This window comes from Terriglobia bacterium (assembly GCA_036496425.1).
In the GTDB taxonomy this organism is placed as follows: Bacteria; Acidobacteriota; Terriglobia; order 20CM-2-55-15; family 20CM-2-55-15; genus 20CM-2-55-15.
Map to the genome: position 1 here is coordinate 13,386 of DASXLG010000357.1, position 16,031 is coordinate 29,416.

The 16,031-nt window shown below is 57.6% G+C and carries 17 protein-coding genes; 4 read left to right on the forward strand and 13 right to left on the reverse strand.

Features of this window, described 5'->3' with window-relative positions; genetic code table 11:
* Positions 1-4: 4 nt before the first annotated feature.
* The 4 genes from VGK48_26285 to VGK48_26300 are packed head-to-tail and all read left to right on the forward strand — an operon-like array spanning position 5 to position 2,828.
* Complete coding sequence (locus VGK48_26285) at positions 5-1,027, forward strand: tetratricopeptide repeat protein (protein ID HEY2384700.1); 1,023 nt, start codon at positions 5-7, stop codon at positions 1,025-1,027.
* A gap of 16 nt (positions 1,028-1,043) precedes the next feature.
* Positions 1,044-1,556 carry a hypothetical protein gene (locus tag VGK48_26290; protein ID HEY2384701.1) on the forward strand — a complete coding sequence of 171 codons (513 nt, stop codon included), beginning with the start codon at positions 1,044-1,046 and terminating at the stop codon, positions 1,554-1,556.
* A complete protein-coding gene (locus VGK48_26295) occupies positions 1,534-2,148 on the forward strand; it encodes a hypothetical protein (GenBank protein HEY2384702.1) in 615 nt (204 codons plus the stop codon). Before VGK48_26290 ends, VGK48_26295 begins: the two co-directional genes overlap by 23 nt.
* Positions 2,149-2,150: 2 nt before the next feature.
* Positions 2,151-2,828 carry a M48 family peptidase gene (locus tag VGK48_26300; protein ID HEY2384703.1) on the forward strand — a complete coding sequence of 226 codons (678 nt, stop codon included), beginning with the start codon at positions 2,151-2,153 and terminating at the stop codon, positions 2,826-2,828.
* A gap of 116 nt (positions 2,829-2,944) precedes the next feature.
* On the opposite strand, the gene VGK48_26305 is transcribed toward VGK48_26300, so the two are convergent.
* The 13 genes from VGK48_26305 to VGK48_26365 form a co-directional block, all read right to left on the reverse strand.
* Positions 2,945-4,165, reverse strand: a complete 1,221-nt coding sequence (locus tag VGK48_26305; GenBank protein ID HEY2384704.1) for an S-layer homology domain-containing protein — start codon at positions 4,163-4,165, stop codon at positions 2,945-2,947.
* Positions 4,162-5,190, reverse strand: coding sequence for a GTPase HflX (gene hflX / locus VGK48_26310; GenBank protein HEY2384705.1), 1,029 nt, complete (start codon positions 5,188-5,190; stop codon positions 4,162-4,164). Before hflX ends, VGK48_26305 begins: the two co-directional genes overlap by 4 nt.
* A 10-nt stretch (positions 5,191-5,200) precedes the next feature.
* Positions 5,201-5,488 (reverse strand): RNA chaperone Hfq, encoded by a 288-nt coding sequence (gene hfq, locus VGK48_26315; protein ID HEY2384706.1) that lies wholly within the window; start codon positions 5,486-5,488, stop codon positions 5,201-5,203.
* Between the two features lie 10 nt (positions 5,489-5,498).
* Positions 5,499-6,431 carry a tRNA (adenosine(37)-N6)-dimethylallyltransferase MiaA gene (gene miaA / locus VGK48_26320; GenBank protein HEY2384707.1) on the reverse strand — a complete coding sequence of 311 codons (933 nt, stop codon included), beginning with the start codon at positions 6,429-6,431 and terminating at the stop codon, positions 5,499-5,501.
* 66 nt (positions 6,432-6,497) lie between these two features.
* Positions 6,498-8,207: a SpoIID/LytB domain-containing protein gene (locus VGK48_26325; protein HEY2384708.1), complete on the reverse strand. Its 1,710-nt coding sequence runs from the start codon at positions 8,205-8,207 to the stop codon at positions 6,498-6,500.
* Entirely contained in the window at positions 8,207-9,247 is a 1,041-nt protein-coding gene (locus tag VGK48_26330) for a TonB family protein (protein ID HEY2384709.1), read from the reverse strand. The genes VGK48_26325 and VGK48_26330 overlap by 1 nt, the downstream gene beginning before the upstream one ends.
* A 28-nt stretch (positions 9,248-9,275) precedes the next feature.
* Complete coding sequence (locus VGK48_26335; protein ID HEY2384710.1) at positions 9,276-10,193, reverse strand: Gfo/Idh/MocA family oxidoreductase; 918 nt, start codon at positions 10,191-10,193, stop codon at positions 9,276-9,278.
* 74 nt (positions 10,194-10,267) lie between these two features.
* Positions 10,268-11,083, reverse strand: a complete 816-nt coding sequence (gene lpxI, locus VGK48_26340; protein HEY2384711.1) for a UDP-2,3-diacylglucosamine diphosphatase LpxI — start codon at positions 11,081-11,083, stop codon at positions 10,268-10,270.
* Entirely contained in the window at positions 11,067-11,837 is a 771-nt protein-coding gene (gene lpxA / locus VGK48_26345) for an acyl-ACP--UDP-N-acetylglucosamine O-acyltransferase (protein ID HEY2384712.1), read from the reverse strand. The genes lpxI and lpxA overlap by 17 nt, the downstream gene beginning before the upstream one ends.
* On the reverse strand, positions 11,834-12,250 hold the full coding sequence (gene fabZ / locus VGK48_26350) for a 3-hydroxyacyl-ACP dehydratase FabZ (protein HEY2384713.1): 417 nt from the start codon (positions 12,248-12,250) through the stop codon (positions 11,834-11,836). The genes lpxA and fabZ overlap by 4 nt, the downstream gene beginning before the upstream one ends.
* A 99-nt stretch (positions 12,251-12,349) precedes the next feature.
* On the reverse strand, positions 12,350-12,973 hold the full coding sequence (locus VGK48_26355) for an OmpH family outer membrane protein (protein HEY2384714.1): 624 nt from the start codon (positions 12,971-12,973) through the stop codon (positions 12,350-12,352).
* A 12-nt stretch (positions 12,974-12,985) separates the two neighbouring features.
* Positions 12,986-15,619 carry an outer membrane protein assembly factor BamA gene (gene bamA / locus VGK48_26360; GenBank protein HEY2384715.1) on the reverse strand — a complete coding sequence of 878 codons (2,634 nt, stop codon included), beginning with the start codon at positions 15,617-15,619 and terminating at the stop codon, positions 12,986-12,988.
* 143 nt (positions 15,620-15,762) lie between these two features.
* On the reverse strand, positions 15,763-16,031 hold a 269-nt coding region (locus tag VGK48_26365; protein ID HEY2384716.1), incomplete at its 5' end, for an ATP-dependent Clp protease ATP-binding subunit ClpC.

Genomic DNA, 16,031 nt, shown 5'->3' on the forward strand with positions numbered 1-16,031 from the left:
GTCCATGGCAGCACTGGTACTGATCCTCGCTCTGTTCCAGTCCGCTCAGGACATCTACACCACGGCGAATGCCGACTTCGCCGCCGGCCGCTGGGCCGACGCCGCCGCCAAGTACGAGCAGGTCCTCAAAGAAGACGCGAAGCATATCCCTTCGCAGTTCAACCTGGCCGTTTGCAGGACCAAGCTGGGCAAAACCGAAGAAGCAATCGGCGCCTACAAGCAGCTGCTCGATCAGGACGGAACGATCTACGAAGCGCGCATCAATCTCGGCCTGCTTCTCGACCAGACCGGCAAGCGGGCCGAGGCCGGCGAACAATTCGAGAAAGCGCTCGCCCTCCGCCCGGACGATGCTCAAGCGGAGCTGAATCTCGGCATGTTCTATATGCGGGGCGATGAGGACAAAAAAGCGTACCCCCATCTCATTGCGGCCTTACAGAAGGGAGTTGCGACACCAGATCTTTATATTCTTCTTAGCGAGGCGGAACATTCGCGCAACGACGAAGTCAAGTCGCGGGAGTACCTCACCAAAGCGGCGGCCCTCGATCCCGGCAATACGAATATCCAGCGCCAGTTGGGCATTTCGTTCTTCGACGAGAAAAACTACGCCGCTGCGATTCCGCACCTCGAGCAGGCCGTCAACGGCGATCCCAAAGATACCGATTTTCTCTACATGCTCGGCAAGTCTTACGAAGAGCTTAAAGCGTACACGCAGGCGCTGCCGATCCTTCAGCAGGTGCTGCAGATCAAACCTGACGCCGTCGAGGCGTACGCGACCATGGGAGCAATCTTCTACGCCCAGCAGGACTGGGTTCGCGCGGCCCAGGCGATGACACGCGTCACACAACTGAAGCCGCGCGAGGCCGTCGGCTATTTTGTTCTGGCAACATGCCTGGACAAATTAGGAAACGAAAAGGAAGCGCTCGTGCAATATAATAAATTTTTGCAACTCGACGACGGCTCAAACGATGCGAGATCTTTTCAGGCGCGCGAACGCGCCAGAACGCTTGAGCGCCGTTTAAAGAGGTGAGCTGGACCAAACTCTCATGCGTAACATCCAGCGGCTGCTGCTCATCCCGCTCCTTTTGACGGCAACCTCCTGCGCTATTCGAATTGCATCGCTTCAAGGACAAGTCGACAAGCGGATCGAGCGCCTCGATCGCGAACGAGCCCGCCTCAAAACACTTACGGATCCCGTCGATCGCACCAAAAGCGATATAACCATCTCCGAAATCCTGCTGAACCTTGCCAGTGACGCCGTACGCTCCGGCGAGCCTGAAGTACTCCACAAGCGGCTCGGAGAATACACGGATGCGATCGAAGACGCGCACCAGTCGCTGATGAACGCAGGCAGAGACGCCCGCAAAAAGCCGAAAGGTTTCAAGGAGCTTGAAATCACTTTAAGGCACCAGATCCGGACGCTGAAAGACCTCGGCGAAGGATTGACGTTCGATCAACGGGAACCCGTCGATAGAGCACGGCAACAGGCCTCCGACATTCGAGACGATCTGTTGAAAGCTCTGTTCGGAGAACAAAATGCGCCTTCCCATAAAGGTTAGCGTTTCTCTGTTTATTGCCGCCTTCTTTGCCGCCTCCACCTTCGCGGCTCCGAAGAACGAGTATTTCACCGAGGACGAACTGGATCTGATCCGGGATGCACAGGACCTGAACGTCCGCATTCCGACTTACCTGAAGCTGGCCGAACGGAGGCTGGTATTCCTCGGCATCATGGCGAAGAGCCAGGAGCAGATCGAAGCGGAAAAAAAGGAAAAAGAAAAACGCGTACAGAACGACAAGAAGAAGCCCACCTACGATTCGCGCGCCAATGCGGATAAAGCCCCGATCAGCGATACGTCCTATCTGCAGGATTTCACGTCGGCCGAACTGCTGCGCGGATACATCGAGGCGCTGGATGAAACGATGACCAACATCGACGACGCCTACGCCCGCAAACAGGATGTCCGCGACCCGGTAGAGGATCTCTTTAAATTCACTCGCGACACCATTCCGCTGCTCCAGAAGTACATAGCGAAAAATGCCGGCGAGCGGAGCGCGCTCCAGGATGCGCTGGATAAGGCCAATCAGGCGCAAACCGACGCTCAGGCGGCATTGAAGGTCGTTCCAAAAACGGAGAAGAAGCGGAAGCCGTGACCGTGGAAGAGATCTTTGCTGCCGCGCACCGGCAGCTCCGGCCTCGAACCGCAGTACCGGAAATCACGATCGAATTCTTCCCGTTCGCCGGATTGAACCACACTGCCCGGCTGCACGAGAACCGCCTGCGAATCCGCGTCAGCGATCTTTTCACAGAGGCGCCTGCGGACGTCTATCACTCGCTCGCGCTGATTCTCTTATCCAAGCTTTATCGCAAGAAGATCGACCATGCGCACCATCGGACCTACCGCAATTTCATCCTCGGCGACGACATTCAGGCGCGCGCCCGGGATGCCCGGAACAGCAGGTGCCGCGAGACTCGCGTCCGCGGCTCCCGCGGACGGTTCCTCGATCTGGAAACTGTGTTCGATCGCCTGAATGCGCAATATTTCCGCGGCGCGATTCCGAAGCCGCGCCTTTCCTGGTCCGCAAAAAAATCACGCTACATCCTCGGCCGCTTCGACGCCACACACAACACCATCTTCATCAGCCGCGTCTTCGACGCCGCGGAGGTTCCAAACTATGCATGTGAATACGTCATGTATCACGAAATGCTCCACGTGAAGCACCATTCCCAGACCCATAAGTCGCGCCTGATCGTCCATACGCCGGAATTCCGCGCCGAAGAAAAACAGTTCGTGCAATATCGCGAAGCGAAATCATGGCTGAAACAGTTTTAGCGGCGTGGCAATTGGATTCCACAGCGATGTGTGGATAACTCTGTGGAAATCAGGCCGGGCGGACCACCTAAACCCTGATAAAACCGATGCCTTATAGCACTTTGCACCGTTTCCGGTCAGTGCGGGGCCTGTTGAAAAATGTGGAAAAGGCGCTCCGTAGATTTGACGGCCTCTCTGCCCGGCACCACGCCGCTAACGTTGAAGCTGCCTGAATCCTGGAGAGTCATCACTCCGGAAGCCACGACCAGCTGGGCTTCCGGATAGAGGGCATTCGCAGGATCCAGATCCGGCGCCGCTATTGGCTGCGCGGCAGGCTGAGACACGCCCAGCAGGCGGATCAGACGAGCGAGAGTCACCGCGAGGTCTCCCCGCGTCACCGGCATCGAAGGTGCGAAAGTGTGATTCGGCAACGGATCGATCAGGCCGAGACCGACGACCGTTTGAATCTCACTGGCAGCCCAGGAATTCTGCGTGTCCGTCACGATCTGTGAGGTCTGACGCAATTCCATCAACTGGGGAAAATAGTGAATGAGCAGCGCCGCCAGCTGTTCCCGCGTGATCGATTCTGCGCTCTGGATTTCGTGAAACCGGTTGATCTCCCCGCCCCACCGGCCGAGATCATCCAGCGTGTCGGCATTGTTCGCTCCCGGCGAATCCGCAGCAGGCGCCGCCGCTGCGGCGACGTGAGGGATCAGCGCCTCCGCCATCTTCTTCTCGCTCTCCGCTTCGGCCGGCTTATTCTCGCGCGTCAGAAGGTCCGCCAGGCGCAGGTGAAGGGATGCCTCATTCGGAAGGATCGTCAGCGCCTGCCGATATGCCTTCTCCGCATCCGCCAGCCGGTTCTCCCCTTCGGCGCGTGCTCCGGAGTGCAGCATCCCGTCCACCGACAGGAGAACCGCCTTCTGCCGTTTCGTTTCAATCTCCGGATGACTCGGATCCAATGCCATCAGCTGCGCATAATAGGTAGCGGCAGCCACATAGTCATCATGCGCGTTAGCGATCTCGGCGAGATAGTAAACCGCAATCCTGTTCTTTGGATTGATCGCTACCGCCTGCATGAACTTCTGACTCGCGGCGGCCTCATCGTGTGCATACAGGCGGATGTAGCCTTGAAGGAGGAGCGCCGGGTCGAATGTTTTCTGTTTCTTCAGGAGCTTATCGAGATCCTTCTCGAGCTTTGCATCTTCCTTCCCTGCGACAAACCGTGCCCACAACGACGCGTAGTCTTTCGCAAGCTTTGGCGGTATTTGCGAAACCGCCGCAGGATTCTCCAGCGCCGTCCGGGGCGGAAGCAGCAGTGACGACTGTAGAACGAGCGCGATTAGAAGGCCGGTCATACGCGAACAGGAGTCACGTGATTCACAATCTCTTCGACCAGCGCGGGCAAGCTCTGGCCCGTCGCTGCAGAAACCAGGGTTCCATCCTCCGGCGCAACACCATCCAGCAAATCACTCTTGTTGTAAACCGTGAGAATCGGATGATCGCCGGCGCCGATTTCCTTCAGAACATCCAACACAACCTGCCGCTTCTCCTCCCGATCGGGGTCCGACACATCGATGACATGCAGAATCAGATCGGCTTCGACGACTTCTTCCAGGGTGGCGCGAAATGCCGAAACAAGCTGATGGGGAAGCCTGCGGATAAAACCGACAGTATCGGAAATCAGAATCGGAAAATTCTTTCCCAGCTGAATCCTTCGAATCAGCGTATCCAGCGTCGAGAAAAGGCGCTTCGAAACCAGTGTTTCTTCCTTTGAGAGCGCGCCAAACAACGTCGATTTGCCGGCGTTGGTATAGCCAACGAGCGAGACCAGCGGCAGCTGATCCCGCCTGCGTTTGTCGCGATGCAACTGGCGATGCTTGCGCAACTGCTCGATGTCCCGTTTGAGCGTGCCGATCCGGTGCCGGATCTGGCGGCGATCCATTTCCAGTTTCGTTTCGCCGGGACCGCGCGTCCCGATGCCGCCGCCCAGACGCGACAGGTACTCCCGGTGACCGGCCAATCGCGTCAACCGGTATTCGAGCTGCGCCAGCTCCACCTGAAGCTTGCCCTCCTTGGTCCGAGCCCGGCGGCCGAAGATGTCCAGGATCAGGCCGGTCCTGTCCACGACCTTCGTATCCAGAGCTTCCTCCAGATTTCTGGCCTGGCTGGGCGAGAGCTCCTGGTCGAAGATGACCACATCGACACCTTCGACCAGGACTTCTTCCCGAATCTCTTCGACTTTCCCTTTTCCGATATAGGTGGCGGGATCCGGACGATCACGGCGCTGCACCACTTCATCGATGATGCGTGCGCCGGCCGACACCGCCAGCTCACGCAGTTCATCAAGAGCGTAGCTGCCTACGAGGATTGCATTTTCCATTAACTACCGGTTACAAAGACGAGCGTTCAGTCGTTGTGGCGGCCGACTGCGGCAGCGGTTGTGGTGGTGGCGGCGGAGCCGACGCCATCTTGGCCGTAGTGACCGTCGAGATCGCATGCTTGAAGATCAATTGCTCCTGGTTGTTGGCTTCCAGGATCACGGAATACTTGTCGAAACCCTTGATCTTTCCTATCAATTTTACGCCGCTGATCAGAAAAATCGTAACCGGGGCTTTATCGCGGCGGACGGTGTTCAAGTAAACATCTTGAATATTCTGGGAAGGCGTCTTGTTTTCCATTAGGAACTCCCTAAAAATTTACGAGCTTTTCGACATACTGACGAACCCTGTTTTTTATTTCCTCAATGTCTCCGGGCCCATCAAACCAACAGACATCGGACTGTTTACGGAACCAGGTCATTTGACGTTTTGCATAGCGTCGGGTGTCACGCTGGATTATACGAATCGTGTCGTCTCCGGGGATACAGGAATCGAGATCCGCAATGACATGACGGTAGCCGATGGCCTCGAACGGTTTGGCGCTCGGTGGAATGCCGCTCGCCAGCAACTGGCGTACTTCCTCCGCCAATCCGGTTTCAAACATGCGGCAAACACGCAGGTCGATCCGCCGGTACAGTTCATCGCGTGCAGGATTGAGTCCAATAAAGTGCACCTGAAAGTCCTTCAGCGGCTGCCGCGGGTTATCCGCCAGATGATCGGATAACGGTCGTCCGGTCTCCAGCCGGACCTCGAGCGCCCGTATGACTTTCGGCTTGTCGCGCTCCCCGATGCGGGCCGCCGCCGCCGGATCCAGCCGCTTCAACAGACGATGCAGGCAGGCACGGCCCTTCCGCTCCGCGAGCATCTCCAGACGGTTTCTCCAGTACAGCGAACGTCCCGGTCCGTCGAACAGACCTTCGGTCAATGCCCGCAGATACAGCCCGGTGCCGCCGGCCAGAATCGGCAGATTTCCACGCTCCCGGATCTCTTCGAGAATCTGCCGCGCTTCGCGCTGGTAATCGCCAGCCGTGAACACCTCCGAAGGCTCACGCACATCGATCATGTGATGGGGAACGCGTTGTCTCTCTTCAGGCGTGGGTTTCGCCGTACCGATATTCAGATGACGGAAGATCTGAACCGAGTCGTAGTTGACGATTTCACCGTGAAACTGCCCGGCCAGATAGAGCGCCAGCTCAGACTTGCCGCTGGCGGTGGGACCGACTATCGCGATGATTGGGTGCATAAAGCAGTTCGGGCCGCAGATGACGCGGATGACGCAGATGGGCCCATCTGCGTCATCTGCGGCCTTCTACCAAAGCCTCTTCAGCTCGATGCCTTTGTAATACTTCTTCAGGATCTGTTCGTACGTCGCGCCTTGCAGCGCCATTCCGTACGCACCGATCTGGCACATGCCGACGCCATGCCCCCAGCCGCGGCCATAAAACATCATGCCGAGAACGTCTCCCTGAGCATTGCGCTCGATGTCATAGGAGAACAGACTGTCTCTCAGACCGAGCAGCGTGCGGATGCGCAACGCGCGGACCGTGCTCCGCCCATTGGCTCCGATGATTTCCGTCTGCAGCGGCCGTTCGGAAGGACCGCGGGCAATAACGCGCATATCCTGAATGCCGCCGATGTTCAAAGGCTTGAAAGCGGTATCCAGCTCCTGGCGCGTCTTGTGGACCTGCCACAACGCCAGCCGCGAATACCGGTCCGCCGCCGGATTCGCAAAATTGATGCGATATTGCAGCATTTGGATCGTGTCTCCCGCTGCGCGGAAGTCGATCAGCTCGCCGCCGATCCAGGAACCCTCACGCAGCGGCAGCCGCTCGTCACCGACACGCTGGTAGATCGGCGCATCTCCGCTCAGCTTGAATTCTTTGGGCTGGTTGCCGACAAGCAGCTTCATCGTCGTTCCATCCCACGACGTCAGCACACCTTGCTGCCACTCGAACGCGCTCTTCTTATCAATCAACCGGAACAGGATTTCTTTCTCCGGGATCGCGCCGGCCAGCGGCAGTATCCCCTGTTCCGTCACGAATGAAACGTCGGATGTCGTGAGTACCGTGGGATAAAAGTTCTGTCTGATGAAGGCCGCGAGTGTTGCCAGATCCGCCGACGCGGGCTCCCCCTGCCCCGGCAATCCGAGGAAATGACGGGCCTCTGTGAAATTGGATACGCCTGCGACTCCGAGGACGGCATCTTTCCAGTCCGGGATCAATCGCGATGTCTTGAACGCGACGGGTTCCGGATGCTTGAATTCGCAATCCGTCGAAACCAGATAAGGAACCTTTTCACCGAAGATGTTTTCGGCGTCTTCGGTACGCCCGCCGCAGGTCGAACTGTACATCGCGTTGATCGGCTGATCCTGATACGTCGCGATCATGCCCCGCGTTTCCATGACCGCCTGGCCCGACAACGGATGCTCCGTGCCCTGCCCCTGATAAACCTGGCACGCATCGGTTGCGCAGATGTCGAACCCTTCGTTCTTGTACTGGCCCAGATTTCGAATCGCATAGGTACGCGCCGCGACCGCCTGTGCCTTCAACGCTTCGATCTGTCCGAACGTGATCGGACTCAGTTCGTTCGGGACGACGCCCATCAGGTACTGCTCGATCGGCAACTCATTCACAACGGTGAACGTGTTTCGGGCATTGCCGAAGACTTCGACAGATCCGCGATAGGTTCGATTCTCGAATTCGATCGGCACGTCCCCCGGAACACTGATGCGAACCCTCTCGTTCCTCGCCAGCACGATGAGTTTTCCGCCGTCCAGTTCGACCAGGATTCGATATTGAAGGTCGGCTTTAGTGATCGCCCCAACCGCCGCCGGGTCCAGCGCCAGAGTCATGGTGAACTTTGCCGTCCGCGATCTGTTTTGTTGAATTGAGAAAGGAGTGGCAGCGCGCAGGCTCACGGCCGCCGCGCTTTGTGTAAGTCCGATCCGGATCGTGGGTTCATTTTGCGCCTGCGCTCCGGAGATCATCAGGAGCAAGGCTGACAAAACCAACGCGCGCATTATCTAATGTTATACAAGAACGTGAACTGAAGGTCGAGATGATCGCCGTCGAATCCGGCGGGTAGCTGCGAGAATGGATTGGAGGCCGTGATCGAACCGTAGGCGGCGCGGTCGAGCGCTTCCGTGCCGGAATTCGCCGCCTGCCGCAGGTTCGCGATGTTGCCGTTCTTGGTGATCGTGAAAATGATCACGACCTTACCCGTCCTCCCGAGCCGCGCGATTTCCGGAATCAAGGCATACCAGTTGTTCCGGACACGGTTGACGACCCCATTCATGTACGGCCCGAAATCGTAGCCGCGCGTATCCGAAAGAATCGTCGGTTCTTCGGTTGAAAAATTAGGATCTTCCTGCCCCTGCGCCGTGCCGGTCCTCGGCCCCTGCACGCTGCCGCGGCGGCGTTCCTGCTCGATCTGCTGATCCACCGTCCGGCGGGCGCTATCCATAATGTTGCCGCCCGGCGCCTGCAGTACGTTGGGATTCCTATTCAGCGCAATCGGCGGAAGCTGTTTCTCGATCTGGGCCTGCTGCCCCGGTTTCGCCTGCTGTTCGGGCTTCGGCTGCTGATCCTGCGAGCCGTTGCGGGCCTGCTCCGTGGTATTTCCTCGCGACGAACGGTTCGGCGGCGCGTCCGGCCGCGCTCCTTCCTTGATCACGTCATCCGGTCCGATCACCGGCGGCGGAGGCTGCGGTTTTGGCGGAGGAGGCGGCGGCGGTGGAGGAGGCGGCGCCGCTTGCGGCTGCGGTTGCGGGGGCGGGGTTTGCTGCTGTTCCGGTTGAGGCGCCGGCTTTGGCGCCGGCGGCTGAACAAGCGGCTTATCCGGAGGCGCGGGCTTCGGAGGCTCGACGAGTTCCGTCAGCTCTTCCTTGCTGAGATCATAATCCTGCCCCATGACCTTGATGATCCGCTTCGGCGGCGAGGTCAATAAATCCGGATTGAAAATAAGGAATACGATGAGGGCGAGGTGGATCCCTAACGAGATCAACACGGTCTTCGTCCGCTTCGGCTGAAGCTGGAGATCCTCGTCGTTTCCGAATAACATCTTTATAAATTCGCTTTCTGACTCTGGGTCAACGTAGCACAAGTCTTTCTGCTATTGCAGAGTTAATCCGCATCGCCAGCTCGAGCGCTCTCAACCCATCCTGGCCCGATACAACGGGCGTTCCACGCTTCGCCACGCAGTCGACAAACGACATCAATTCAAGCTTCAGCGGCTCCTGATTCGGCGGCTCCAGCTTTCGTTCGGTCACGCGTCCCATCCTTAGAGAAACCATCGTTCCGGTCTGGCTCGCATAGTCCACAGAGATGTAATCGTGCGGCTGAAAAAACCGCAGTTTCCGCGTCTTCTCGAAACTGACGCGGCTCGCCGTGAGGTTCGCCACGCATCCGTCTTCGAACTCGACGCGGGCATTCGCGATATCCGCCTTGGAGGACAGCACCGGAATCCCGACCGCCCTGACTTCGCGGACCGGCGCCGGCACCAGACTGAGAACGATATCGATGTCGTGGATCATGAGATCGAGAACCACATCGATATCCAGGCTCCGCGGCGAAAAAGCCGCCAGACGATGAATCTCGAAAAACTGAGGTTTGGTCGCGGCCTCGCGCGCCGCGGCAACTACCGGATTGAAGCGCTCGACGTGACCCACCTGAAGGATACGATTGTTCCGTGCGGCCGCCTCGATCAAGGCCTGTGCCTGTTCGATCGTCGAGGCTATCGGTTTCTCGATCAACACATCGATGCCGTGTTCGAGAAAATCGATGCCGATCGCGGAATGGTTCAGCGTCGGCACCGCGATGCTCACCGCGTCCACTTTGCCGAACAGCTCGCGGTAATTGTTATACGACGTCGTGTCGTACTGCGCAGCGATCTCCTGTGCCCGCGGCCCAAGGATATCCGCAACGCCGGCCAGGCAGCCGAGCTCCGAGTACAACCGAGCGTGCTGCTTTCCGAGATGTCCTACACCAATTACCGCAACTTTAACCATAAAGACCGGAACACAAGAGGCGCAAGAGGCACAAGAACTCTTGTACCTTTTGTGCTTCTGGTGTTCCTTTCCCCTTATTCCACCGCCACAATCGCGACGTTCTCCTGATCCGCGAGCCCCACCAGCTCGTCGCGGTCGATCATCAATGTTTTGCGGGCTTCGATCGCCAGCGCAGACGCCTTCAGACGCGCCATCAGCCGAACGGTAGCCGGTCCGATAACCGGCACGTCAAAGCGCAAATCCTGGTTCGGCTTCGCCAATTTGACAACTCTCAACACGCGCCCGTTCACGAGTCCGGCAGCCCGCTCGATGATGGCGTCCGTGCCTTCCATCGCCTCGATCGCCACACAGGCGCCATCGCACACGACGACACTCTGTCCCAGATCCAGCCGGCCCAGTTCACGCGCGATCCTGCATCCGTAGTCCAGGTCCTTTTTTTCCTCGTCCGATGGGGCGCGGCGCGTCAGCACACCCGGATCCGGCAGCAGCGGCCGTAGAAACAAGGTGGAATCCATCAGGTGTATCCCTTCGTCTTCGAGCAGCTTCGCGACCGCCCCGATCAGCGAATCCGTGTTCTTCGTAGCCAGGCTTGCCAGCAGCTGGATCATTTTCCAGTCCGGCACAATCCCGCTGAAGATCTGCTTGTGTTTGACCTGGCCCGCCATGACAGCGTGATTGACGCCTTCGGACTTGAACGTCTTGATCAACTTACCGAGCTGCCCCAGCGACATCCAGTGGACCGATTTCGCATGCTTTTCGATCTCCGGAAAGGTTTCTTCCTTGATCGCCGCGACGACCATATCGATACCCTGACTTCGCGCCGCCTCCAGCACGAGGAACGGAAACTTTCCATTGCCTGCAATCAGGCCGTATCTATTTGATAACGCCACGGTCCGCTGTCTCGATGAAATCAAGAAGGATCTTCACTTCCGGAGACTTCAGCTTCTCCCGGATCGCTTCGACAGCCTGAGATGTGTTCAGTTTGGATTGAAGAAGAAGACGGAAAGCTGTCTTGATGTTCTGGATCTGTTCCGGAGTGAATCCTTTGCGTTCCAGGCCGATCACGTTCGGCCCGAACGCGTGCGTATTGCGTTCGCTGACGGTCTTCGAATAAGGCAAAACGTCCTTGGTGATGACGCTGTAACCGCCGACATATCCATGCGTTCCCACCCGGCAGAACTGATGGACACCCGAAAATGCGCCGATCGTCGCATGATCTTCGATCGTCACATGACCGGCGAGCGTCGCCGCATTCGCCATGATGATGTGACTACCCAGCATACTGTCGTGTCCCACGTGCGCGTACGCCATCAGAAAGTTGTGATCGCCGATGAGGGTGCGGCCGCCGCCGCCTTTCGTGCCGCGATGAACGTTCACGTATTCGCGAAAAACGTTGTGGTTGCCGATCGTCAGAAACGTTTCCTCGCCGTTGAACTTCAGATCCTGCGGCTGCAGACCGATGGTGCCGAACGGATAAAACTGATTGTCGTCGCCGATCGTTGTCGGCCCTTCGACGACGACATGCGATTCGAACCGGCAGTCGTTTCCAATCGTGACGCAATCGCCGATCCGGCAGTACGGGCCGACATACGTATTCGTCCCCAGCTTTGCCTTCGGACTGATGATCGCTGTCGGATGAATCACGGTTGCCGGCCTATCGAAGAGAGCAGGACCGCCTCAGCGGCGAGCTCTGAGCCGACATAGACCTCGCCCTTCATTTTCCAGACGATGGCCTTGCGGCGCAGGACTTCCACCACAATCCGCATCTGATCGCCGGGAACGATGGGCCTGCGAAACCTCGCCTCATCGATCCCCATGAAATAAACCAGCGTCTTCGTCAGATCGGCATTCTTCTCCAGAAGGCCGAGAATGGCGCCCGTCTGCGCCATCGCTTCGATGGTCAGGACGCCCGGCATGACCGGCGCTCCCGGGAAATGTCCCTTGAAGAAACCCTCATTGATCGAGACATTTTTAAGCGCGACGATTCGTTTGTCCGGATCCACCTCGATGACGCGGTCCACGAGGAGAAACGGGTAGCGGTGCGGAAGGATCCGCATGATTTCGGCTATTCGCAGTTCCATACAAGGGGAAAGGAACCACAAGAAGCACAAGAGGCACAAGATATTTGTGCGTCCTGTGCTTCTTGTGGTTTCTTCTTATTTCTTGGGTGCAGCTGGAGAAACCTGGTTTGCCGGGGCCGTGGCCGGTTTCGTCGGCGTCGCATCGATCCGGCGGATGATCTCGGTGGTGATGTCCGCCACATCCGACGCATAAATGATACTGTTGGCCTGGCTCGACGAATCGAAAACGACGGCGAAGCCGTTCTCGCTCGAATACGCCTTCAACACGTCCTGGGTTTTTTCGGCGATCGGCCGGAAAAGCTGCTGCTGAAGATCGCCGAGGTCTTTCTGGCCGTCGTCATTCATGCGCTGCAGGTCGGTGTTCAACTTTTCGACCTGGCGCGTCATTTCGGCCTTGGTGGCGTCGCTCAAGGCCTTGTCCCCGGTCTGAAGCTTCGTCTGGGTGTCCGCCAGCAGCTTCTGCTTCTCTTCAAAGTCCTTCTGCTTCTTCTCGAACTCCACTTTGAACTTCTCTTGCGCCTTCTTGCCTTCGGCGTTTTCCGTGATCGCCCGCTGCATATCGACCACGGCGACGCGGCCGGCTGTGGCGCCCGCAGCGGCGGGAGCCGCAGCATTCGCGGCAGAAGTACCCGCAGGCGCCTGTGCCAGCAATGCCGCAGGCACTAATAAAATCAACGTAACCAAACTGAGTTTTCTCATCTCATCCTCGTCTTAGAAAGTTCTTCCAATCGTAAATTTGAAATTGTTTGCCTTCTCGCTGATCGTGAACGGAGCTCCGGTCAACTGACCAGAAAAAGTTCCGTTTATCCGATTCGGATTCTCGGCATAAATGATGCGGAAAGGCGCCCGGATCACCGGCAACAGAATCTGCAGCTCGATGCCGGTGCTGGTGCGGATACCGGAATTCGTACCCGGCAGAAACTTCACCGGGAGGGCCGTGAACGTGCCATCGCTGTTCAGGATCTTGCGCGTCAACTGGCCTTTTTTGATGACCCACGCGTTTCCCGCATCGAAGAAAGGGGCCAGAGTCACGATCTGGCCGACGATCGGAATGCGGTATTCGAGATTCAAAACGGCCTGGGTATCGCCGCCGACATAAACCACGTCGTCCCCGGGCTGCGTCACGCTGACGCCCTGCGCGTTGGTCGTGGTGACGTTGTGCACAAGATATGCGATCGGCGTAATCTCACGGAAATCGAAGCCCCGGATATCGAAATCGCCGCCGAGAAACAACCGCTGATAGTACGGCACCGACGTTCCGCTGAAGCCGTGGATATAGGCCGTCGTGAAACGCATGGCGATCGTATTCCGGCCTCTGTTGATCGGATGGAAATACCGGAAATCCATCGCGGGCCGGAAGTAGTTCACGGTGCCCCCGAGAGGGCCGCCGGCATATTCAAATGTCGTCGACAGGCTCCAGCCGCGCGAAGGGGCGTACGCCAACCCTTTCGTGTGGTTCGAAATGAAGCTGGGCGTGAGCGAATGCGCGTGGAAGTTCGAAAAGTTCGTCCCGGTCTGAGGTATCGTCAGGGACTGATCGGTCTCGGTCTTGACGGCGCCGAAAAAATCTTCGGTGGCGGAATTGATAGCGGTCGTTTGCGAATGCGTCAGACCGAGGGTCAAACCCGCCCGATTCCAGACCCGGATCGGATGGCTCGAAGACAGGTTGATTCCCGTTTCCTTTTGCTCGAAATTCAGCGTCTCTCCGTTCGACGAAGGCGGAACCGCGAGCCCGAACAGGTCCGCCGACTGGTCATAAGTAAACTTCGTCGTGAAGACGGAGAAACCCGCCGTCCAGGGCCGGTCGAACAGATAAGGCTGGGTGAAGCTCAATCGATATTGCGATTGCAGCGTGCCGGCCTGAGCGGTCAGGCCCAACGTATCGCCGGAACCCGCGAAGTTGTTGGATTCGTAATTCAAGCCGACAAAGCTTCCGCCAATTCCGCTGATTCCGCCGGTCACGCCGATCAGATTCCGCTGCTTCTCTTTAACCTTGAGGTGGATATCGACGGTCGGCGGGTTCTGATTCAGCTTGATATCGGCGTCTTCCGGCTTGATTTCGTCGAAGTACGCCAGCTGATTGAGCCGCTGCATGCTCATGTCCCATAGCGCGGAATCGAATACCTGGCCTTCGTCGATCATGATCTCGCGCCGGATGACTTTATCGCGCGTCGTCGTATTCCCGGTAAACGTGATGCGGTCGACGGTGTACGGTTTGTCCTCTTCGACGTTCACCGCGAGATTCACGATCTTGTGCGGTTCGTCGAAGGCCTGCAGCGGCACCGCCGTAAAATTCACGTAGCCTTTCGAGCCGTAGAGCTTTTTGAGCTGAAGAAAGTTGTCGCGCAGCTTCACTTCATCGAAAACGTCGCCGGAGTTGAGACCGAGCGCGCTCTGGATCTTCGCCTCATCGAGTAGCCGGTTCCCGCTGACGCTGATATTGCCGAGGCGGTACTGGTTGTTCTCTTCGATTTTGATGGTGATGTAATACCGCTTGAGCGTCCTGGTCGAAAACGGAATCGGAATGCCGAACGGCGAAGGCCGCATCAGCGGAAACGTCCGGTGGATCGGATGCGGCTTCGTCTCGACGATCGGATCGGCGACGTTTGTGCGCACATAGCCGTGCTCGGCATAAAGCATCCGGATCCGCGTCAGATCATCGGCAAGCTTGAGATCGAAATAGGTATCCCGGCCGAGAATGGAATTGATCGGATCGGACTCTTTGACCAACCTCATCACATTCTTGATCTGCCGCCCCGTGAAAACATTGTTTCCCTCGATGGTGATCTTCTGGACACGCACTAGCGGCCCTTCATCAACCTTGAAAGTCAGTGCGACCGAATTCGGTGGAACGTCTTCGGAATCGGCTTTCACTGTGGCATCCTCGTGCCCTTTTTCCGCCAGCGCCATTTTGATGACATTCTCGGCTTTCCGGATCCTGCCGGGATCGTAGGTCGATTCCTGCGAGATCGCCGCATTCTTTTCCTTCAATCTTTCAACGATTTCGGAATTGGAAATGGCGCTCAGCCCCTCGTATTTGACGGTCCGGATCGTTTTTTTCTCCTGAATCCAGAAGACAACGATCCGGCCGGTTTTTCCCTCCGCGTAGTCGACCCGGATATTGTCGAAATTGCCCATCGCGTAAAGCCGCCGGATATCGCCGTCTACAGTCGCCAGGCTGAAGCGGCCGCCGGGTTTGGTCTGGAGCTGGAACCGGATGCTTTCCGCCGGAATGCGATGATTGTTCGTAACTCTAACATCTTCAATCCGATTCAGGTCTAAATTGTCCGTCATCTGGGGCGTAAAGAAGGCAACAGACAGGGCCAGCCACACTGTTAGGCCCATCACCACTCCTCCAATCGGATGATTTTACTACAGAAAACGGAGGTTTTTAGACGGAACCGGGGGGTGTTTTGTTCGCGGTCGGGGTGTGAAAAAGGGGCGGCAGGAAAATAGGGAGACGCCCCCTATTTTCCTGCCGCCCTATTTCACATCGAGAGGGGCACACCGACCTCTTCCCGGTCCCGATCCATGGGGCGATACCACAGCTGCCCTCCGTCCATATAAACCTCGACTTTGGACAACTCCTTGAGATTCCCCTGGATCAAAGCTTCGGAAAGCGGATCTTCGATATAGCGTTGGATCGCGCGGCGCAGCGGCCGGGCGCCGTAATTCTTGTCACGGCACGCCTTATCGAGAATCCACTGCTTGGCGTCGGCGGTGATGCTGACCTCAAGCCTCTTGTGCGTGAGGTTCT